18 protein-coding genes and 1 pseudogene are annotated in these 19468 nt (G+C 66.3%); 7 read left to right on the top strand and 12 right to left on the bottom strand.

The window, feature by feature from the left end:
• Nucleotides 1–36: 36 nt before the first annotated feature.
• Together AC1Q7H_RS24465 and AC1Q7H_RS24460 are read left to right on the top strand one after the other, a co-directional pair.
• Nucleotides 37–1059 (top strand): diguanylate cyclase, encoded by a 1023-nt coding sequence (locus AC1Q7H_RS24465; RefSeq protein WP_013953634.1) that lies wholly within the window; start codon nucleotides 37–39, stop codon nucleotides 1057–1059.
• Between the two features lie 340 nt (nucleotides 1060–1399).
• Nucleotides 1400–2176, top strand: a complete 777-nt coding sequence (locus AC1Q7H_RS24460) for a DUF4397 domain-containing protein (RefSeq protein WP_013953635.1) — start codon at nucleotides 1400–1402, stop codon at nucleotides 2174–2176.
• A gap of 100 nt (nucleotides 2177–2276) precedes the next feature.
• On the opposite strand, the gene AC1Q7H_RS24455 is transcribed toward AC1Q7H_RS24460, so the two are convergent.
• From AC1Q7H_RS24455 to AC1Q7H_RS24440, 4 genes and pseudogenes are all read right to left on the bottom strand, one after another.
• The gene (locus tag AC1Q7H_RS24455) at nucleotides 2277–2579 is read right to left on the bottom strand and encodes a helix-turn-helix transcriptional regulator (RefSeq protein WP_153953357.1); all 303 of its coding nucleotides are present in this window, start codon (nucleotides 2577–2579) and stop codon (nucleotides 2277–2279) included.
• A gap of 221 nt (nucleotides 2580–2800) precedes the next feature.
• A complete protein-coding gene (locus AC1Q7H_RS24450; protein ID WP_013953637.1) occupies nucleotides 2801–4303 on the bottom strand; it encodes a tripartite tricarboxylate transporter permease in 1503 nt (500 codons plus the stop codon).
• A 12-nt stretch (nucleotides 4304–4315) separates the two neighbouring features.
• Nucleotides 4316–4777: a tripartite tricarboxylate transporter TctB family protein gene (locus tag AC1Q7H_RS24445; protein WP_153953356.1), complete on the bottom strand. Its 462-nt coding sequence runs from the start codon at nucleotides 4775–4777 to the stop codon at nucleotides 4316–4318.
• Nucleotides 4778–5225: 448 nt separating this feature from the next.
• A pseudogene (locus tag AC1Q7H_RS24440) lies at nucleotides 5226–6717 on the bottom strand (MATE family efflux transporter).
• Between the two features lie 230 nt (nucleotides 6718–6947).
• On the opposite strand from AC1Q7H_RS24440, the gene AC1Q7H_RS24435 reads away from it, so the two are divergent.
• Together AC1Q7H_RS24435 and AC1Q7H_RS24430 are read left to right on the top strand one after the other, a co-directional pair.
• Nucleotides 6948–7736, top strand: a complete 789-nt coding sequence (locus AC1Q7H_RS24435) for an MHYT domain-containing protein (RefSeq protein ID WP_211982014.1) — start codon at nucleotides 6948–6950, stop codon at nucleotides 7734–7736.
• A 122-nt stretch (nucleotides 7737–7858) separates the two neighbouring features.
• Nucleotides 7859–9286, top strand: coding sequence for an NAD-dependent succinate-semialdehyde dehydrogenase (locus tag AC1Q7H_RS24430; RefSeq protein ID WP_011617618.1), 1428 nt, complete (start codon nucleotides 7859–7861; stop codon nucleotides 9284–9286).
• A gap of 73 nt (nucleotides 9287–9359) precedes the next feature.
• Here the strand turns inward: AC1Q7H_RS24430 and AC1Q7H_RS24425 are convergent, their stop codons facing one another.
• From AC1Q7H_RS24425 to AC1Q7H_RS24395, 7 genes are all read right to left on the bottom strand, one after another.
• Nucleotides 9360–10553, bottom strand: coding sequence for a DUF2252 domain-containing protein (locus tag AC1Q7H_RS24425; RefSeq protein WP_492378681.1), 1194 nt, complete (start codon nucleotides 10551–10553; stop codon nucleotides 9360–9362).
• Between the two features lie 47 nt (nucleotides 10554–10600).
• Nucleotides 10601–10984 carry a cytochrome C oxidase subunit IV family protein gene (locus tag AC1Q7H_RS24420; protein ID WP_153953353.1) on the bottom strand — a complete coding sequence of 128 codons (384 nt, stop codon included), beginning with the start codon at nucleotides 10982–10984 and terminating at the stop codon, nucleotides 10601–10603.
• Between the two features lie 8 nt (nucleotides 10985–10992).
• Nucleotides 10993–11700 (bottom strand): heme-copper oxidase subunit III family protein, encoded by a 708-nt coding sequence (locus AC1Q7H_RS24415; RefSeq protein ID WP_013953643.1) that lies wholly within the window; start codon nucleotides 11698–11700, stop codon nucleotides 10993–10995.
• Nucleotides 11701–11726: 26 nt separating this feature from the next.
• Nucleotides 11727–12374, bottom strand: a complete 648-nt coding sequence (locus AC1Q7H_RS24410; RefSeq protein ID WP_013953644.1) for a cytochrome c oxidase subunit 3 family protein — start codon at nucleotides 12372–12374, stop codon at nucleotides 11727–11729.
• Nucleotides 12371–14128, bottom strand: coding sequence for a cytochrome c oxidase subunit I (ctaD, locus tag AC1Q7H_RS24405; RefSeq protein ID WP_013953645.1), 1758 nt, complete (start codon nucleotides 14126–14128; stop codon nucleotides 12371–12373). The genes AC1Q7H_RS24410 and ctaD overlap by 4 nt, the downstream gene beginning before the upstream one ends.
• A 10-nt stretch (nucleotides 14129–14138) precedes the next feature.
• On the bottom strand, nucleotides 14139–15497 hold the full coding sequence (locus AC1Q7H_RS24400) for a cytochrome c oxidase subunit II (RefSeq protein WP_211982018.1): 1359 nt from the start codon (nucleotides 15495–15497) through the stop codon (nucleotides 14139–14141).
• Nucleotides 15498–15762: 265 nt separating this feature from the next.
• Nucleotides 15763–16266 carry an LptF/LptG permease family protein gene (locus AC1Q7H_RS24395; protein WP_211982020.1) on the bottom strand — a complete coding sequence of 168 codons (504 nt, stop codon included), beginning with the start codon at nucleotides 16264–16266 and terminating at the stop codon, nucleotides 15763–15765.
• A 283-nt stretch (nucleotides 16267–16549) separates the two neighbouring features.
• Between AC1Q7H_RS24395 and AC1Q7H_RS24390 the strand changes: the two genes are divergently transcribed.
• The gene (locus AC1Q7H_RS24390; RefSeq protein ID WP_041228702.1) at nucleotides 16550–16729 is read left to right on the top strand and encodes a hypothetical protein; all 180 of its coding nucleotides are present in this window, start codon (nucleotides 16550–16552) and stop codon (nucleotides 16727–16729) included.
• A 43-nt stretch (nucleotides 16730–16772) separates the two neighbouring features.
• A complete protein-coding gene (locus AC1Q7H_RS24385) occupies nucleotides 16773–16937 on the top strand; it encodes a hypothetical protein (protein WP_010811070.1) in 165 nt (54 codons plus the stop codon).
• A gap of 55 nt (nucleotides 16938–16992) precedes the next feature.
• Here AC1Q7H_RS24385 and AC1Q7H_RS24380 read toward each other — a convergent pair whose 3' ends face one another.
• Nucleotides 16993–18009 (bottom strand): LysR family transcriptional regulator, encoded by a 1017-nt coding sequence (locus tag AC1Q7H_RS24380; protein WP_211982022.1) that lies wholly within the window; start codon nucleotides 18007–18009, stop codon nucleotides 16993–16995.
• Nucleotides 18010–18140: 131 nt separating this feature from the next.
• On the opposite strand from AC1Q7H_RS24380, the gene AC1Q7H_RS24375 reads away from it, so the two are divergent.
• Nucleotides 18141–19451, top strand: a complete 1311-nt coding sequence (locus AC1Q7H_RS24375) for an MFS transporter (protein WP_013953650.1) — start codon at nucleotides 18141–18143, stop codon at nucleotides 19449–19451.
• The last annotated feature ends 17 nt before the right edge of the window (nucleotides 19452–19468 follow it).

The following is a 19468-nucleotide window of genomic DNA, read 5'->3' as shown; positions in this document are numbered from 1 at the left end:
CGGCCGGCACCGGGACCGTGACACCAGGAACTGAACATGCAACCCGAATCACCCAACCAACCCGCAGCGCCTGCATCCGACAAGGACTACCTTGCCATGGTGCTGCTGGTGGACGACCAGTCCATGGTCGGCGAAGCGGTGCGCCGCGCGCTCTCCACCGAGCCCGACATCGACTTCCACTACTGCTCGCAGCCCGACGAGGCCGTGGCGGTGGCGCAGCGCACCAAGCCCACCGTGATCCTGCAGGACCTGGTCATGCCGGGCGTGGACGGCCTGACGCTGGTGCAGCGCTATCGCGAGAATCCCGCCACGCGCGACATCCCCATCATCGTGCTGTCGACCAAGGAAGAAGCCGCGACCAAGGGCGCGGCGTTTGCCGCCGGCGCCAACGACTACCTGGTCAAGCTGCCCGACAGCATCGAGCTGATTGCGCGCATCCGCTACCACTCGCGCTCGTACCTGAACCAGCTGCAGCGCGACGAGGCCTATCGCGCGCTGCGGCAAAGCCAGCAACAGCTGCTGGAAACCAACCTGGAGCTGCAGCGTCTGACCAATTCAGACGGCCTGACCGGCTTGTCCAACCGGCGCTATTTCGATGAGTACCTGGGCGCCGAATGGCGTCGCGCACAGCGTGAGCAGACCCAGCTGGCAATGCTGATGATCGATGTCGATGCGTTCAAGGCCTACAACGACACCTACGGCCACGTGGCCGGCGACGAGGTGCTGCGCCGCGTGGCCGCGGTGATCCGCGACAATTGCGCGCGTGCCGCCGACCTGCCCGCGCGCTTCGGCGGTGAAGAGTTCGCGATGGTGCTGCCGGCGACCTCTCCGGGCGGCGTGCGCCTGCTGGCCGAGAAGGTGCGGCGCGCGGTGCAGGCGCTGGCCATCGCCCACAGCGGCTCGCCCACCAGCGACTGCGTCACTGTCAGCATCGGCGGCGCGGTGCTGGTGCCCCAGCCTGGCGATCCGTCGGACCGGCTGGTGGAGACGGCTGATGCCGGCCTCTACCAGGCCAAGCGCAATGGCCGCAACCAGGTGGTGATGATGTCGCAAGGCTGAGTCACGGCAGCAGCACAGCTGCAACAACCAGTTACACACTGGCAGCCACCCGGCCAACCGCGCCACCTGGCACGCCCACCTCCGCCGAGGCCCCGCGCCTGCGGGCCTGGCCGCCCCGCCGCGCACGCACGCGTCATCGCATGTCGGAATCGTCCGACATGCGATTCGGAACCCCGTGGCTGTCTCGCCCCTGGGTTGATGCCTATCTTTGCATCACGGCAAGCGCTTCGCCGCGCCTGCACGCCAAGCAAGCAGATAGCGAACTGGCCTCGCTACCGGCGCGCCCGCGCGGGCATGGGCCAGCACGTCCCTGAATCCAATGAACGGTAAGAGGTGATCCATGTTCCGATCCAAGACACTTTTGATAGGCCTGGCGCTGGCCGCCACGGCGGTGCTGTCGGCCTGCGGCGGCGGTGACGACGATCTCGGCGACCGCATCGGGCTGAGCAAGCCGACCATCCGCGTGATCCACGCCATCACCGGCGGTCCCAATGTCGACGTGCTGCAGAACGGCGTGAAGACCAGCTTCGTGAACAAGCCGTACAAGTTCGTTTCGACCTACTTCAACGTTGAAACCGGCAACCAGCTGATATCGTTCAACACCGCCGGCACGCAGACCGAACTGGCCCGCGCCACCCTGGTCGCCGCCACCGGCCACAAATACACCGTGGTGGCGCTGCCGGGTGCCAGCGCCGCAGAAACGCTGACGATCGACGATCCGTTCGAAAAGGGCCTGCTGTCCAACAAGGCCCGCGTGCGCTCCCTGAACGCCTCGTTCAACGCGCAGAACGTCGATGTCTACATCACCATCCCGGCGATCGACCTGAATTCGGTGGCGCCGACTTTCGGCGCGGTGGGATACAAGCAGGCCTCGCCGGCTTCAGGCAAGGACTCTCTTGACCTGGACGGCGGCACTTATCGTCTGCGTATCACTACGGCGGGCACCAAGACGGTGATCTTTGACTCGGGCGCGCTGACGCTGGCGAACAATGCCGACTGGCTGATCACCACGATCCCGGTCGACGGCATCGGCGGGCTCACGCCGAACAAGATCAAGGTGCTGGTGGCGCGTGGTGATGACGAGTCGCAAGCTGGTCTTGAGCTCGTAACGCAGTAACAGCGTGCTTGCAACTAGCTGCCTGCGGCAGGCGGGCAGCATGCAAGAGGCCGGTCCGAAGGATCGGCCTTTTTTGTCTGACGGGTGGCGGCTGACTGCCCTACGCTTCCTCCCCCGGCTCCAGCTCCGCCTTCAGCACCGCCAGGTGCGACATATAGGCCTCCAGCTCCGCCCGCCCCTGCTCGGTGATGCAATAAACGCGGCCACTACCTTCAACCAGCTCGGCAGTAATGGCCCGCGCCATCATCAGGCTGCGCAGGATCGGCCGCAACGAGCGGATATTCTTGTCGATACCCCGCTCGCGCAGCCGGTCGACCAGGCTCAGGACCGTGGACGGGCTCGACTGGACGAGCTTGAGCACATAGATACGTGAGAAAAACCGGTCAAAGATAGGCGGTTTCATGGGCGCTGTCGGCGCACCCGACGGTGCGGGAATCCTGATCATCATGCGCAGCCCATGACTGCTGCCGCAGTCGGGCACTCTCTGGTATGGATGACGGGCGGACGCGCAGCGCGATCGGCCCGCGAAAGCAAACGGGGTGCGCGAAGGCACCCCGAATGCTTGCGTTGCGTGCGCCGTCCGGCATGAGCCAGGCCGGCGCCATCCCGGGAGCGCGCGTGGCGCTATTCTTCCTGGAACGCTTCTTCGCGCTTGGCCTTGATCGACGGCAGGGCCACCACGGCAACCAGGGCGGCGGCTGCGATCAGCAGGCCCAGCGACAGCGGGCGCGTCACGAACACGCTGAAGTCACCGCGCGAGAGCAGCAGCGAGCGGCGGAAGTTCTCTTCCATCATCGGTCCCAGCACGAAGCCCAGCAGCAGCGGTGCCGGTTCGCAGCGCAGCTTCAGGAACAGGTAGCCGATGATGCCGAAGCCCGCAGCCATGAACACGTCGAAGGTCTGGTTGTTGACCGAGTACACGCCAATGCCGCAGAACACCAGGATCGCCGGGTACAGGAAGCGGTACGGCACGGTCAGCAGCTTCACCCACACGCCGATCATCGGCAGGTTCAGGATGATCAGCATCAGGTTGCCGATCCACATCGAGGCGATCAGGCCCCAGAACAGCGCCGGGTTGCTGGTCATCACCTGCGGGCCGGGCTGGATGTTGTGGATGGTCATCGCACCGACCATCAGCGCCATCACCGCGTTGGGCGGAATGCCCAGCGTCAGCAGCGGGATGAAGGAGGTCTGCGCCGCGGCGTTGTTGGCCGACTCCGGACCGGCCACGCCTTCGATCGCACCCTTGCCGAATTCATGCGCGTACTTCGAGGTCTTCTTTTCCAGCGAGTAGGCCGCGAACGAAGCCAGTGCCGCGCCGCCGCCCGGCAGGATGCCCAGGGCCGAGCCCAGGAACGTCCCGCGCAGCACGGCCGGGATCATGCGCTTGAAGTCTGCCCTTGTCGGCCAAAGGTTCGTCACGCTATCGGTGAACGTCTCACGGGCTTCCTTCTGCTCCAGGTTCGCGATGATTTCCGCGAAGCCGAACATGCCCATGGCCAGCGCCACGAAGTCGATGCCGTCGGTCAGTTCCGGCACGTCGAACGAGAAGCGCGCGGCGCCCGAGTTCACGTCGGTGCCGATCAGCCCCATCAGCAGGCCCAGCACGATCATGGACACGGCTTTCGGCAGCGAGCCGGAAGCCAGCACCACGGCGCCGATCAGGCCCAGCACCATCAGCGAAAAGTATTCGGAAGGGCCGAACTTGAACGCCAGTTCCGACAGCGGCGTGGCAAAGGCGGCCAGGATCAGCGTCGCCACGCAGCCGGCGAAGAACGAGCCGAGACCGGCGGTGGCAAGTGCCACCCCCGCTCGCCCTCGCCGCGCCATCTGGTAGCCATCGATGGTGGTCACCACCGAGGACGATTCACCAGGCAGGTTCACCAGGATGGCGGTGGTCGAACCACCGTACTGGGCGCCGTAGTAGATGCCGGCCAGCATGATCAGCGCGGCCACCGGCGGCAGCGTGTAGGTCACCGGCAGCAGCATGGCGATGGTAGCCAGCGGCCCCAGGCCCGGCAGCACACCGATCAGGGTACCCAGCACGCAGCCCAGGAAGGCGTAGGCCAGGTTCTGCAGCGACAGGGCCGTGGAAAAGCCCAGCGCAAGGTGATCAATCAATTCCATGGTCGGCGCTCCTTAACCGGTGATAAAGGCCGGCCACACCGGCATCTGTAGGTTGATGCCGTAGACGAATGCGCCAAGGCTGATCAGCACCAGCACCACGGCGTTGAGCAGCGCACCCTTCCAGCTGAATTCATGGCTGGCCATCGAGGACACCATCACCAGCACGAACACCGACAGCACCATGCCCAGCGGCTTGAGCAGCAGGCCGAACAGCACCACCGAACCGAGGATCCACAGCAGCGTCTTCAGGTCCCAGCGGGCGAGATGGTCTTCCTCCCCCCTGGACGACAGCGAGGACAGCAGCACCACCGCCCCGAGCACTGCCAACACCAGTCCCAGCAGGAATGGAAAATATCCGGGTCCCATCTTCGCGGCCGTTCCCATGGAATAGCCGCGAGCGACCCAGGAAAAGCCCAGACCGACCAGAACGAACATCAGGCCGGAGGCAAAGTCCTTTTGGCTGCGTATGCGCAAAACGATTCTCCTCAAAGTTCACGAAATGCCGTGCCGGGGGGCGCGCACTGGCTCGGACGGCAAGGCATGCGCCCTGCATGCTCCCCGACGGTTGACCCGAACCTTAGAGACGTGATCTTTCAGGTGCCTTTCATTTGTCTTGTTTTAGGGGTATTCACCGATACCCCTTGAAAACAAGGCAATTCCAGCCGATGCGCACAAGTAAATGCATCACAACGTGATGTATTTACTTGTGAAGAATCCGGGAGTAAAGGCGACGGGAATGTCAGACGAACAAGACGGCACGCGCACTTGCGTCAAGGCAAGGCGCGGCCGGAAAGACGCGCACGCCTGCTCTGGCCAGGCAGGCGACGCGTGCGCTGGGAGGGAGTGCCAGCGATGGCACGATGACACACCGATCTTTCGAATGGCTTTCAAAGCCGGCGACACGATCACGGGCCGCTGCAGGTCAGCGCACGCCTGCGGGCTCGGGTGTTGCCGGGGCGGCCTCCTCGACGACCTCGCCCGCGTCTTCGCAGGGCGTTCCCATGCTGGTATCGGGCGCCTGCCCCACGGCTTGCGCCGGGTGCGGCACGGTGGGCAGGATATGGCTGCGGCGCCAGTTGCCGAAGCGGTAGTAGCCAGCCGCCAGCACCAGCGACACCACCGAGCCCAGCGGAAAGCTCCACCAGACCGCCTCGGCGCCGATGCGCGGGCCCAGCGCCCACGCGAACGGCAGCCGGATCACCCACATCGACAGGAACAGGATCACCAGCGGCGCCATCACCGCGCCGGTGGCGCGCACCGTGCCGAAGATGACGATGGTGAAGCCAAACAGGATGAACGACCACAGCACCACCACGTTGATATGCTGCGCGATGCCGGTGGCCACGCCGTCAGTGCCCAGGAACAGGCCGAGCGAATGCCGGTTGAACAGATAGATCAGCGCGACCAGCGCACCGGTCATCACCACATTGATCAGCAGGCCCACGCGCGTGATGCGCGACACCCGCTGCCACAGCTCGGCGCCGACGTTCTGCGCCACCATCGACGACACGCTCGCGCCTACCGCCAGCGCGGGCATCTGCACATAGGTCCACAATTGCGAGGCCACGCCGTAGGCGGCGGTGGTCTGCGAGCCATAGGCATTGACCAGCGCCATCATCACGATCGCCGACGACGAGATCACCACCATCTGCAGGCCCATCGGCAGGCCCTTGACCACCAGCGCCCGCAGGATTGCCGGATCGGGCCGCAGCAGTGCAAGCTGGCCACGGTGCAGCAGCAGGAAATGGCGGCGCCGGTACAGCAGCACCATCATCGCCGCCAGGCTCACTAGCTGCGCGATCAGCGTGGCCAGCGCCGAGCCCGCGATGCCCAGCGGGGGGATCGGACCCATGCCGAAGATCAGCACCGGGTTGAGCGCCACGTCCAGCACCACGGACAACAGCATGAACCAGAACGGCGTGCGCGAATCGCCCGCGCCGCGCAGCGTCATCATCACGAAGTTGTAGAAGTACATGAACGGCAGCGCCAGGAAGATGATGCGCAGGTAGCTCACCGCCAGCGGCGCGGCGTCTTCCGGCGTGTGCATCGCCGCCAGGATGGCCGGCGTATAGAAATAGCCAAGCGCCGAGGCCAGCACCGACAGCCCGACAAAGAAGGTGGTGCTGGTGCCGACCACGCGGCGCGCCTCGTCCAGGTCGCGCGCACCCACGGCCTGCCCGATCATGATGGTGTTGGCCATGCTGATGCCGAACACCACGCCCGGCAGGAAGAACAGGATGATGTTGGCGTTGGAGGTTGCCGTCAGCGCGGCCTCGCCCAGGAAGCGGCCGACCCAGACCGAATTGATCGAGGCATTCAGCGGCTGCAGGATGTTGCTGCCGAGCACCGGCAGCGAGAACAGCAGCAGGGTGCGGCCGATCGGGCCGGGTGGTCAGTCTGGCGTCTGGCTTCATGAGGCGTTGCGCATGGGGAAATCCGCCCAGTCTATTCCTGCCCGGAGGCGGCTACAAGGACACGCGGCCGGCCACGGTACCGCGCTTTTTACCTGAATGAGTTATTCCCCTCCAGTTGCGGCCCCCTGCATACTCGGCGCGGGAGCACCGCGTCCCAGGCCGGCTGCCGGAAGGAATGCCCGGCATGCGCGTGCGCCCTTCAGTCGCAGTCAAAACGAAGAGGTGGGGTCATGTTTGTCGGTTTCCAGCCTGTTTCCGGCGCCCTGGTGCCGTTTGCCTATGACTGGCCGATGGTGGGCCTGTCGTTCCTGATCTCTGTCTGCGGCGCCTACGTTGGCCTGCGCTGGTCGCGGCGCGTGCGCATGCCCGACGGCCGCCTGGATGTGGACCGGCTGTTGTGCGCCAGCGTGGCGCTGGGCGGCGGCGCGGTCTGGTCGATGCATTTCATCGGCATGGTGGCCTACCAGACCCCGACGCACCGCGAGTTCGGGCTGTTCATGACGCTGGCTTCGCTGGTGGTCGTGATGGTGCTGGCCGGCGCCGGGCTGGCGATCGCCTCGCGCCCGCGCGGCAGCCGTACCGACAACGTGTTCAAGGGCGGCGTGCTGACCGGGCTGGGCGTGGTGGCGATGCACTACACCGGCATGGCGGCGATCCGCTCCAACACCCGCTTCGACTGGGACCTGGCCATCATCGGGCTGTCGGTGGTGATCGCGGTGGTGGTGTCGGTGGTGGCGCTGTGGCTGGCGACCACGGTGAAGACCCGCGGCAAGCAGCTGGCAGCGGCGGTGGTCATGGGCATTGCCGTCTGCGGCATGCACTACACCGGCATGTCGGCGGGCACGATGATCTGCACCAGCCCGACCTACGCGCCCAGCCTGTTCGCCATCGAGGGCGACAGCATCGGCTATGCGGTGTTCGCCCTGACGCTGATCACGCTGCTCGTGATCCTGGTGGTGGAAGCCACCCGCACCGGGGCTGAAGTCCTGCCCGTGGCACGGACGCGCGATACCGCCTGATATCGGCTGCACCGGTCGCGGGGACATTCCCGCACATTCCTCCCGGGAACGCACCCGGCGCGCTGCATGAACGCGGCCGCCGGGTTAAGCTTGCGGTTTCACCGCCCACCAGGAGAACACGCATGTACCAGGATCTCGCCCTCTATATCGACGGGGAATTCATCAAGGGAGGCGACCGGCGCGAGCAGGATGTCATCAACCCGGCCACGCAGGAAGTGCTGGGCAAGCTGCCGCATGCCAGCCGCGCCGACCTGGACCGCGCGCTGGCCGCCGCGCAGCGCGCCTTTGAAACCTGGAAGAAGACCTCGCCGCTGGAGCGCGCCAGGATCCTGCGCCGCGTGGGCGAGCTCACCCGCGAGCGCGCCAAGGAGATCGGCCGCAATATCACGCTGGACCAGGGCAAGCCGCTGGCCGAGGCCGTCGGCGAAGTGATGGTCTGCGCCGAGCACGCCGACTGGCACGCCGAGGAATGCCGCCGCATCTATGGCCGCGTGATCCCGCCGCGCCAGCCCAATGTGCGCCAGATCGTGGTGCGCGAGCCGATCGGCGTGTGCGCCGCCTTCACGCCGTGGAACTTTCCGTTCAACCAGGCCATCCGCAAGATCGTGTCGGCGCTGGGCGCCGGCTGCACGCTGATCCTGAAGGGCCCGGAAGACTCGCCCAGCGCGGTGGTGGCGCTGGCGCAGCTGTTCCATGATGCCGGCCTGCCCCCGGGGGTGCTCAACATCGTCTGGGGCGTGCCCAGCGAGGTCTCGACCTACCTGATCGAATCGCCGATCGTACGCAAGATTTCGTTCACTGGCTCGGTGCCGGTGGGCAAGCAGCTGGCGGCGCTGGCCGGCGCGCATATGAAGCGCGTGACCATGGAGCTGGGCGGCCATTCGCCGGTGCTGGTGTTCGACGACGCCGACATCGACCCCGCCGCCGAGATGCTGGCCCGCTTCAAGCTGCGCAATGCCGGCCAGGTTTGCGTGTCGCCGACGCGCTTCTACGTCCAGGAGAAGGCCTATGACCGCTTCCTGGCGCGCTTTACCGAGGTGATCGGCTCGATCAAGGTGGGCAACGGCCTGGAAGACGGCACCCAGATGGGGCCGCTTGCGCATGAGCGCCGCGTGCTGTCGATGGAGCAGTTCCTGGACGATGCCAGCCAGCGCGGCGGCAAGGTCGTGGCAGGCGGCTCGCGCCTGGGCGACAAGGGCTACTTCTTTGCGCCCACCGTGGTCACCGACCTGCCCGACGACTCGCGCCTGATGACCGACGAGCCGTTCGGCCCGGTGGCGCCGGTGACGCGCTTCAAGGACACGGCCGAGGTGCTGCGCCGCGCCAACAGCCTGCCCTTTGGCCTGGCGTCGTATGTGTTCACCAACTCGCTGAAGACCGCGACCGAAGTGTCCAACGGCCTGGAAGCCGGCATGGTCAATATCAACCACTTCGGTATGGCGCTGGCCGAGACCCCGTTCGGCGGCATCAAGGATTCGGGCATCGGCAGCGAAGGCGGTCAGGAGACCTTCGATGGCTACCTGGTGACCAAGTTCATCACCCAAGCCTGACCATCCTGACGCTGGCGCCGTTCACGCTTGCGTGAGCGGCGCCAGCGCCCTTCTTCCCCCGTTCGGCCCCCGCTCACCCTCCCCGCGCCTCGCGGTAATCGTCCGCATACGCCTTCCACTGCGCCACCGACACCGCGCAACCATGCCGTGCCAGCCGCAGGACGCCGGTGCGCCAGCGGGTGCCGCCGGCAAACGCCTGCAGCTGCTCGATCCGGTCCGCGGCCTGGTGCCCGCAGCCACGCAGATGCGCCCATGCCGCGGCATGCGCCATGGTGCCCAGCAACTCGCGTAGCGCTGCAAAGTTGCTGCAATGCGCCAGGTCGACGCGGTCGGCAGTTGGCTGCAGGCTCTTGACCAGATAGGAAGCCTTGCCCATGTCGACAGCCGACAGCAGCGCCGGCGAAGCCGCCTGCATGACTTGCTGCACCGCCGCCACCCGCTTTGCATCGCTGCCCCAGGGTGGCAGGGACAGGCTGGGCAGGTCCTGCCATGGACTCGGCGCGGCGCGCTTGATGTCGACCAGTCGCTGCATGCCGCTCAGTTCGTCCCGCGCCAGCACCATATAGCGTTCCAGCCCGAGGCTGCCAATGCCCGCCACGCGCCGCGCGGCATCGTCGAGGGCCAGGCGGTGGCCATGATGGCCCTGCTTCGAGTAGGCCGCAAGGATCGCGCGAGCGCGCTCACGGGCCGGCTTGTCTGCCGCAAGCGCATGGCGGCCGTTGCATACCAGGCGCCGTTTGCCCTTGCGCACCGTGGTGAGCTCGGCCAGCAGTGCGCCGCGCCTGCGGCCCTTGACCCGGCGCAGCAGGGTGGCCACCAGGCCGACCGCCGTGGCACGCTCGAGCCAGCGAGGCTTGCCTGTCTGCAGCACGGCGGCATAGGTGGACAGCATGGCCTCGCAGGCGCGCATGGCGCCGGCCTCGGAAAGGCCCAGCTGGCTGGCGGCCACCAGCACGCTCGACAGCATCCGGACCACATCCACCGTAAGCGGCGCGACCAGGGCGTCGTCAAAGTCGTTCAGGTCGAAATAGACCAGCCCGTTGTCGCCCTTGAAGCTGCCGAAGTTCTCCAGGTGCAGATCGCCGCAGACGTAGGTGGTCGGAGCATCGCGCATTGCCGCCTCATCGCGCAGCGATGCGACATAAAGGTGGTTGGTGCCGCGAAAGAAGGCAAAGGGGTCCGCGGCGATCGCCGCAAGCTTGCGGGTCAGCCGCTCGGGATCGCGGCCATGGTTGAAGGTGAGGATGGCTTGCGTGGCGGCGTGCATGGGCTCGCCTTCCGTTCCGCGTTGACATCCGGCAGCGGCGCGGCCGGTCAGCGGAAGAACAGGCCGCGCGTGAGGAAAGTGTGATTGGCTTCTTCCGCCATCAGCCAGACCAGCACCAGCAGGCACAGCGGCGGTATCAGGATGGCGCAGATCAGCGCCATGCGCTCCCATGCCATGTGCATGAACACTGCCACGATCAGCCCCGCCTTCAGCCCCATGAACACCAGGATCAGCGTCCAGCGCAGGTAGCCGGTGACATGGAAATAATCGACCAGGTACGACAGCGTCGACAGCACGAACAGCAGCGCCCAGATCTTCAGGTACAGCCCGATGGGATGCTGCTGGCCGGAGTGCGCGGCATGCCCGGCATCCGGGCCGGAGCCATGCGCTGGCGTCACCGGGGTTGCGGGAGTTGCCGGATTCGATGCCATGGCCGCCCTCACCAGAGATAGAACAACGCAAAGATAAACACCCAGACCAGGTCGACGAAGTGCCAGTACAGGCCCGCGATCTCCACGATCTGGTAGTTGCCGGTGGCCTCGTAGCGCCCGCGCAGCACGCGCGTGGCCACGATCAGCAGGTACACCACGCCGCACGACACATGCAGGCCATGGAAGCCCGTGATCATGAAGAAGGTCGAGCCGAACTGCGCCGCCCCCATCGGGTTGGTCCACGGGCGCACGCCCTCGTCCACGATCAGCTTGGTCCATTCGAAGGCCTGCATGCCGACGAACATCATGCCGAACAGCGCGGTCACCAACATCAACAGCGCGCACTCGCGGCGCGCGCGCCGGTAGGCAAAGTTGACCGCCATCGCCATGGTGCCGCTGCTGCTGATCAGCACGAAGGTCATGATGGCGATCAGCAGCAACGGGATGTCGGCGCCGCCCACGTGCAGTGCGAACACCTCGCTGGGATTGGGCCACGGCACCGTGGTCGACATGCGCACGGTCATGTAGCCGGTCAGGAAGCAGCTGAAGATAAAGGTGTCGGACAGCAGGAAGATCCACATCATCGCCTTGCCCCACGACACCTTGAAGGCCTGCTGGTCCGACGACCAGTCGGCCAGCAGGCCGCGCACGCCGCCCACCTGGGGCGCAGGCGCCACGCCGGGTGTGCCCGATGGTGAAGACAATTGCGTTGACATGCCGGTCCTCCTTGCTGCCGCCGCCGCTAGGCCGTGCCGCAGATATAGCGCACCAGTTCGGGCGTGAGCCACCCCAGCGCCGCCAGCAGTACCACCCACACCGCCAGCAGGAAATGCCAGTAGCGCGCGCACAGCCGCATGCGCAGCACCACGGCCTCGCCGCTGCCGCGTGACGACATGGCAAAGCCCCAGCCGGCCAGGCCGCCCAGCACGTGCAGGCCGTGCATCGCGGTCAGCAGGTAGAAGAAGCTGCCGGCCGGGTTGCCGGCAGGCATCACCTGCATCGCGCCCAGCGCCTGCCAGGCCCACAGCTGCGAGGCGACGAAGCCGGCCGCGCCCAGACCGCCCAGGCGCAGCGCCAGCCTGGCCACGGCCATCTCGCCCCGGCCCGCGGCGCGCGACGCCACCGCCATCGCCACGCTGCCCGCGGCCAGCAGCGCGGTGGACAGCCACACCTGCCAGGGCAGCCCGATGCGGTGCCAGTCCGGGCTGTCCATGCGCAGCGCATAGGCGGTCAGGAACAGCGCAAACAGCGAGGTCACCACGCCCATGAACACCCACAGGCCGATGCTTGCGGGGGCGCGCCCGCGCGGCCGGTGGTTGGCGGCATTCTCGTCGGACGGGTTGCCGCCGAAATCGTCGCGGCTGACCTTGTACAGGGCTTCGGCGTTCATGCGACGGCTCCGCGGCTGGCATGCGGTTCAGGCTCGGCCCCGCCCTCTTCCGGCGGCGCGTTCTGCGCGATAAAGTCCTCACGCGCGCCCGGCACGCTGTAGGCATAGGCCCAGCGGTACACCACCGGCAGGTGCGGCCCCCAGTTGCCGTGCGCGGGCGGGGTCTGCGGCGTCTGCCATTCCAGCGAGGCGGCGCGCCACGGGTTGGCGTCGGCCTTGCGGCCATGCCACAGGCTCCACACCAGGTTGAAGACAAAGAGCAGCTGCGCCGTGGCGACGATGAACGCGGCCACCGAGATATACATGTTCATCACATGCGCAGATTCCGGGATAAAGGCGTAGTTCTCGTAGGCGTAGTAGCGGCGCGGCATGCCCAGCACGCCCAGGTAGTGCATCGGGAAGAAGATGGCATAGGTGCCGACGAAGGTGACCCAGAAATGGATCCGGCCCATGTTGTCGTCCAGCATCCGGCCCGTTACCTTCGGGTACCAGTGATAGATGCCGCCGAACACCACCAGGATCGGCGACACGCCCATCACCATGTGGAAGTGCGCCACCACGAAGTAGGTGTTGGACAGCGGGATATCCACGCTCACATTGCCCAGGAACAGCCCGGTCAGGCCGCCGATGACGAAGGTGCTGATGAAGGCGATCGCGAACAGCATGGGCACGGTGAAATGGATATCGCCGCGCCATAGCGTGATGACCCAGTTGTAAACCTTGATCGCGGTGGGGATGGCGATGACCAGCGTGGTGGTGGCAAAGAAGAAGCCGAAGTACGGGTTCATGCCGCTGACGAACATGTGGTGGGCCCACACCACCACCGACAGCACGCCGATCGCCAGGATTGCCCACACCATGGTGCGGTAGCCGAAGATGCTCTTGCGCGAATGCACGCTGACCAGGTCCGAGACGATGCCGAAGGCAGGCAGCGCGACGATATACACCTCCGGGTGGCCGAAGAACCAGAACAGGTGCTGGAACAGCAGCGGGCTGCCGCCCTTGTATGACAGCTGCTGCCCCATCGATACCATCGCCGGCATGAAGAAGCTGGTGCCGAGGGTCTTGTCCAGCAGCATCATCACCGCCGACACGAACAGCGCCGGGAACGCCAGCAGCGCCAGGATGGTGGCCATGAAGATGCCCCACACCGACAGCGGCATGCGCAGCAGCGTCATCCCTTCCGTGCGCGCCTGCAGCACGGTGGTGACATAGTTGAGGCCGCCCATGGTGGCCGCGACGATAAAGATCGCCAGTGACACCAGCATCAGGATGATGCCCCATTCATGGCCTGGGGTGCCGGCCAGGATGGCCTGCGGCGGATACAGCGTCCAGCCCGCGCCGGTGGGCCCGCCGGGCACGAAGAAGCTGGTCAGAAGCACGATCACCGACAGCAGGTAGACCCAGAAGCTGAGCATGTTGAGGAAGGGGAACACCATGTCGCGCGCCCCCACCATCAGCGGGATCAGGTAGTTGCCGAAGCCGCCCAGGAACAGCGCGGTCAGCAGGTAGATCACCATGATCATGCCGTGCATGGTGACGAACTGGTAGTAGCGGTTGGCGTCGATGAACTCGAAGCGCCCCGGGAAGCCGAGCTGCATGCGCATCAGGTTGGACAGCGCCACGCCCACCAGGCCCACCATGATCGCCACGATGGTGTACTGCACGGCGATCACCTTGTGGTCCTGGCTCCAGACATAGCGGGTCCAGAAGCTCTGCGGCGCGTGATGGGCGGCATCATCGGCGTAAGCCATGCGGGTCTCCTCACTTCCTGGCGGGCGCGGGCGCCGCCGAGGGCGGCACGGCCACGGCCGTCGAAGTCGTATAGGTGCCGGACGCAGCCCCGGGCGTGGCAGCGGGTGCCCCGGAGCCAGCGGTTGCCGTGGTAGCGGCGCTGGTCGCGGCGGCCGGGCCGGCGGGCACCTCCGCGGGAGCGACCGGCGCAACGGTTCCCGCCTCGGCCGCGCCGCTGCCGGCCGACTTGATATAGGCGGTCAGCGCCGCGACCTCGTCCTCGCTCATCGGCAACTTCGGCATCACCGGCCCGAAGCCTTTGACCAGGCGCGCATGCGGGTCGGTGATCTCCTTGTGCAGGAAGGCATCGTCCACCTTGGCGCTGCTGCCGTCGGCAAAGGTCTCGGTCTTGCCGTACAGGCCCTTCCAGGTCGGCCCCACACCCGGATTGCCGTCGATGCTGTGGCAGCCGACGCAGCCCTTGCTCTGCGCCAGCGCGCGGCCCTTCTCGACGGTGCCGGCGTCGCCCGCTGCGCCCGGTGCGGCAGCGGCCATTGCCGCCGGCGGTGCCGCGGCCTTCGCCAGCGTCATGGCAAAGGTCTGCTGCTTCGCCAGCCATGCCTCGTACGCAGCCGGTTCTTCCACCACCACCGTGCCGCGCATGTTGTAGTGCCCCACGCCGCACAGCTGCGCGCACAGGACGTCGAAGCGGCCCGTCTGCGTCGGCGTGAACCAGAACGACGTCACCATGCCCGGCACCATGTTCATGCGCGCGCGGAACGGCGGCACATAGAAATCATGCAGCACGTCCTTGGAGCGCAACAGCACCTTGACCGGCTTGTTCAGCGGCAGGTGCACCTCCGGGCCGACGATCACGATATTGTCCAGGCCGCGCGGATCGTCGGGGTCCAGGCCGAGCGGATTCGCACCGGTGACAAAGCGCGGATCGGAAGCACCCAGCTGGCCGCTCTTGCCCGGAAAGCGGAAGGCCCAGGACCACTGCTGCCCCACCACTTCCATCACCATCGCGTCGCGCGGCGGGCGCACGTAGTCGGCGTAGACGAACAGGCCCGGCGCCAGCAATGCCACCACGCCCAGCGTGGTGCCCCCGATCAGCCACAGTTCAAGCTTGCTGTTCTCCGGGTGGTAGGACGCGCGGTGGCCGGTGCCGCCATTGGGGTGCGGCGCCTCATGCCGGTAGCGCCAGACGATGTAGCCGACAAACAGGTTGATGCCAATAAAGAAAATGCCGGTGATGACCAGGGTAATGGTCAGCGTGTCGTCCATCTGCTTCCAGTTGGACGCCAGCGGAGTCGCCCACCACGGGCTCAGGAAATGGAAGAGCACCGAAGCGACGACCATGACTACGAGTGCGATGGCCAACGCCATATCCACCCTCCTACTCGCGCGCGGCGAGGGATGTGCAAGTCACGCAGGTAGACATAAGACTAGTGCATGCCGTCAGGTCACTGCAAGGCGACATGCCAATGCATTGGTGTCGCACTGCACAAGCGCGCAGGGCGGGAAAAAGCGGCGGCGGGAACCCCTGGTTCCGGCCGCCGCAGACCTTGCGCGCGTATCCGCCCAGAGGCTGGCGCGCGCAATGCAACCGTCATGTGCGGGCGCCTCACCGCGCCCTGCCCCGATGCGATTGTCAGTGCGATACGTCCTTGCTCTCCAGCTTCCAGTAGCACGCCGCCGCGGCCATCCCGAAAATCAGGTGCCCGATAAACGTATGCCACCCACGCACCTCGACAAACCAGTGGAAGGCCCGCGTCATCACATAGAAATTGAAGAAATACACCACCAGGCCGAATACGGCACCCGCCAGCATTGCCATGCCCAGGCTCGAATCCAGCGTGAATGGCGCGATGATGGCCGCCAGGATCATGCCCAGCAGGGCACCCAGCACGAAATGGATCACCAGCGCCGCGGCCACGGTGCCGACGGTGAACGTTGCGCTCTGCAGCACGCTCTGGCCCATCAGGATCCCGGCGATCATGCGCGTGGCTACCCACGGGTTCACGCCCGACACCATCGACGACCAGAACAGCTCCAGCACCAGCAGCAACGCCCCGGCCGCCAGCCCCGAGACCGCTGCCGCGGTCCAGTCCGGCTGCCGCCGCACGTAGTGGTGCGATTGCATGTGAAGTTCCATAGCCACCTCCGTCTCTCTCGGTCTGCGGGGCATTGGACTGGAATGGGAACGGGGCCCCGCGTCTCTGATCAGCATAGGACACGTGTTTCCCGCTTCGGGGTTCGCATGGCGAAAAACGTGGGGCATGCGTACGCAGCGCAACGCCTGAACGGGCCTATGTGCGCGCATCGGTACCTGGGTGGCATCCACACCGCCCGGGCTCGGGACAATACCGATGCACGCAGCCGTGCATCGGGCACACACTGCCTATACTGGAATCACAAAAGAGAGACAGGAGACCACCATGCACTTCACCGCGCATGATCTTGTATTCCTGATTCCGATGGCGCTGGTAGGCGTGATCGCCATGGGTTCGATCCCGGTGACCGCCAAATTCCTGCGCATCAGTTGCCGCACCATGGGCGCCCTGATCGGCGCGCTGGTTGCGGTGTTGGTGCTAGAGGCATTACCGCTGCTGATCTGACCCCCAGAGGTCGGGCAGACGGTTTTTGGGGAGGAGGGCCGTTATGTCGATCGGCCTGCTCGCTGCCGTCATGGCGGCGCTGCTGTTCATTACCGTCCTGCGGGCCATCTGGCGCTGCAGCCATCCGTACCGGATGCGCTACCGGCGCTGCGCTGCGCAACGGCAACGCGCGGGGCTGTGCCGGCATACGCTGCGACGGCACGGCTAGCAGTAGCACGACCCCGCTTGCACCTTCCCCGGTACGCGAACCGGGCAATCGCCCGTCACGCCGTCGGCGCGCGCAACGCCGCCAGCGGCGCGTTCACTGACTCTCCCAGCCGCTCCATCAGCGAATAGCGCGCCACGTAGTGCCGAAAGTGCTCGAGGAACGCCGCCTCGGCCGGCGTCTGGCGCCGCTCCGGATTCCACAGCAGGTACATGTCGATATCGGCCACGCCCTCTTCGGGCGGCAGGCGCCACAGCCGTTGCTGGGCGACATCGTCGGCAACGATATGTTCCGGCAGGCAGCCAATGCCATAGCCCGCGAACACCAGGCGCCGGATTTCATCGAGGCTGGGCGAGGTCGCGACGATGCGGCCCGAAAAACCGTGCTGGTCGCGGAAAACGGCCAGTGGCGCCAGCACGTCGCCAAGCTGGTCGCTGCTGAACGACACGAAATTCTCGGCCAGCAGGTCGGCAATGGCCAGCCCGGTGCGCCCGAACAGCCGGTGATGGCGCCCGCAGAAGATGGCGTAGCGCTGGCGCAGGAACAGCATGTGCTCAAGCCCGTCGCCCGACTGCCGGCCCAACTGCCGGTACAGGCTCAGGCCCACGCCGGCAGCCTTCTGCGCGAGCGCGTCTGCGATCTCGGTGCTGCGCATCACGTCCACCTGCAGCGTGACGCGCGGATGCTGCCGATGGAACGCGGCCAGGCATTCGTCATAGACGCCGGAATGGATCCGGCTCACGGTCAGCAGCCGCAGCAGGCCGCTGACTTCATCCTGCTGCTCCGCCAGTTCCGCCCCCAGCCGCGCCACGCTGCCATAGACATCGGTGGCGATGCGCAGCACCTCTTCGCCGGCCCGGGTCAGGCGGAAATTGCTGCCGCGCCGCTCGATCAGCGTGTGTCCCAGATGCTCTTCGAGCCGGCGCAAGGCCAGGCTCACCGCCGGCTGGGTGATATGCAGCCGCACCGCGGCGCGGCTCAGGCTGCGCTCGTGGACGATGGTCAGGAATGTGCGCAGCAGGTTCCAGTCGAGCCGGTCGGTCAGCAGGGCCCGGTCCAGGGCAGAACGCTCCATCACGCCACCGTATAAATTCAGATTATATGAAAAATAAATATTAGAAATTTGACTGATGTTTGTCAACGGGCGATAACTCCTCCCACAGCTGCCCCTGATGCAGCGGCACAAACATAGTGAGGAGCCAGTCCATGCAAGTGTCCCCTTCCGGCACGCGCCAGCCCGTGCGCGCCGCCACGGCCGCCTTTGTCGGCACCATGATCGAGTGGTACGACTTCTACATCTACGCTACCGCCGCCGCGCTGGTGTTCGGCCCGCTGTTCTTCCCCGGCGGCGACCCCTTCCTGAGCACGCTGGCGTCATTCGGCACCTTCGCGGTCGGGTTCTTTGCCCGTCCGCTCGGCGGCATCGTGTTCGGCCACTGGGGCGACCGCATCGGCCGCAAGAAGGCGCTGATGACCACGCTCATGATGATGGGCGTGGCCACCATCGGCATCGGCCTGCTGCCGACCTACGCCACCGCGGGCGCCATCGCGCCGGTGCTGCTGGTGCTGCTGCGCGTGGTGCAGGGCATCGCCGTGGGCGGCGAATGGGGCGGCGCGGTGCTGATGGCGGGCGAGCATGCCCCCAAGGGCCGCCGCACCTTCTTCGCCTCGTTCGCGCAGCTCGGCAGCCCGGCCGGCCTGATCCTGTCGCTGCTGGCTTTCCGCGCGGTGACATCGATGGAGCACGACGTGTTCATGGACTGGGGCTGGCGCCTGCCATTCCTGGCCAGCGCGGCGCTGCTGCTGGTGGGCGTGGCGATCCGGCTGGGCGTGAACGAATCGCCCGAGTTCGCGCAGGTGCAGGCGCAGCGCAAGACCGCCAGGCTGCCGATTGCCGAAGTCTGGCGCACGGCCCGCGTGCCGGTGCTGCTGTGCATCGGCGCCAATACCATCGGCATTGCCGGGGTGTACTTCACCAACACTTTCATGATTGCGTACACCACGCAATACCTGTCGCTGTCCAGGACGCTGATTCTCGACTGCCTGTTCGCCGTGGCCATCATCCAGTTCCTGGCGCAGCCGCTGGCCGCCTGGCTGGCCGAGAAGCTTGGCGGCGCGCGCTTCCTCAAGCTGGCCGCGCTGCTGGCCATGGCTTCCCCCTATCCGATGTTCCTGCTGGTGCAGACGCGCCAGGCGCCGGCCATCGTGCTCGGCATCGCGCTGGCGGTGGTGTGCATGGCGAGCTTCTATTCGGTGATCGCGGGCTTTGTCAGCGGTGTCTTCGAAACGCGCGTGCGCTACTCGGCGATCTCGTTGTCCTACCAGGTCTGCGGCGCGGTGGCGGGCGGGCTGACACCGCTGGTGGGGACCATCCTCGCGCAGCGCTTCCAGGGCCAATGGTGGCCGCTGGCGGTGTTCTACACCTTGCTGGCCGGCGTGTCGCTGCTGTGCATCGCCAGCATCGATGCACGCCAGCGCCAGCAACCACAACCCGCCGCGCAAGCCGCGCAGGCCTGACGCCTTTCCACGGACAT

It is taken from the genome of Cupriavidus sp. GW823-FHT06D04, from assembly GCF_058795055.1.
The sequence above is the reverse complement of the archived record's forward strand: the minus strand, read 5'-3'. Positions and strand labels throughout refer to the sequence as shown.

What these genes read in the sequence shown, in the direction of transcription:
- AC1Q7H_RS24435 (WP_211982014.1), top strand. Translation starts at nt 6,948, where the DNA reads ATGTTTGTCGGTTTCCAGCCTGTTTCCGGCGCCCTGGTGCCGTTTGCC.
- AC1Q7H_RS24400 (WP_211982018.1), bottom strand. Translation starts at nt 15,497, where the DNA reads ATGGCGTTGGCCATCGCACTCGTAGTCATGGTCGTCGCTTCGGTGCTC.
- AC1Q7H_RS24420 (WP_153953353.1), bottom strand. Translation starts at nt 10,984, where the DNA reads ATGGCATCGAATCCGGCAACTCCCGCAACCCCGGTGACGCCAGCGCAT.
- AC1Q7H_RS24385 (WP_010811070.1), top strand. Translation starts at nt 16,773, where the DNA reads ATGTCGATCGGCCTGCTCGCTGCCGTCATGGCGGCGCTGCTGTTCATT.
- AC1Q7H_RS24410 (WP_013953644.1), bottom strand. Translation starts at nt 12,374, where the DNA reads ATGAACGCCGAAGCCCTGTACAAGGTCAGCCGCGACGATTTCGGCGGC.
- ctaD (WP_013953645.1), bottom strand. Translation starts at nt 14,128, where the DNA reads ATGGCTTACGCCGATGATGCCGCCCATCACGCGCCGCAGAGCTTCTGG.
- AC1Q7H_RS24450 (WP_013953637.1), bottom strand. Translation starts at nt 4,303, where the DNA reads ATGGAATTGATTGATCACCTTGCGCTGGGCTTTTCCACGGCCCTGTCG.
- AC1Q7H_RS24465 (WP_013953634.1), top strand. Translation starts at nt 37, where the DNA reads ATGCAACCCGAATCACCCAACCAACCCGCAGCGCCTGCATCCGACAAG.
- AC1Q7H_RS24415 (WP_013953643.1), bottom strand. Translation starts at nt 11,700, where the DNA reads ATGTCAACGCAATTGTCTTCACCATCGGGCACACCCGGCGTGGCGCCT.
- AC1Q7H_RS24390 (WP_041228702.1), top strand. Translation starts at nt 16,550, where the DNA reads ATGCACTTCACCGCGCATGATCTTGTATTCCTGATTCCGATGGCGCTG.
- AC1Q7H_RS24430 (WP_011617618.1), top strand. Translation starts at nt 7,859, where the DNA reads ATGTACCAGGATCTCGCCCTCTATATCGACGGGGAATTCATCAAGGGA.
- AC1Q7H_RS24380 (WP_211982022.1), bottom strand. Translation starts at nt 18,009, where the DNA reads ATGGAGCGTTCTGCCCTGGACCGGGCCCTGCTGACCGACCGGCTCGAC.
- AC1Q7H_RS24460 (WP_013953635.1), top strand. Translation starts at nt 1,400, where the DNA reads ATGTTCCGATCCAAGACACTTTTGATAGGCCTGGCGCTGGCCGCCACG.
- AC1Q7H_RS24455 (WP_153953357.1), bottom strand. Translation starts at nt 2,579, where the DNA reads ATGAAACCGCCTATCTTTGACCGGTTTTTCTCACGTATCTATGTGCTC.
- AC1Q7H_RS24425 (WP_492378681.1), bottom strand. Translation starts at nt 10,553, where the DNA reads ATGCACGCCGCCACGCAAGCCATCCTCACCTTCAACCATGGCCGCGAT.
- AC1Q7H_RS24395 (WP_211982020.1), bottom strand. Translation starts at nt 16,266, where the DNA reads ATGGAACTTCACATGCAATCGCACCACTACGTGCGGCGGCAGCCGGAC.
- AC1Q7H_RS24375 (WP_013953650.1), top strand. Translation starts at nt 18,141, where the DNA reads ATGCAAGTGTCCCCTTCCGGCACGCGCCAGCCCGTGCGCGCCGCCACG.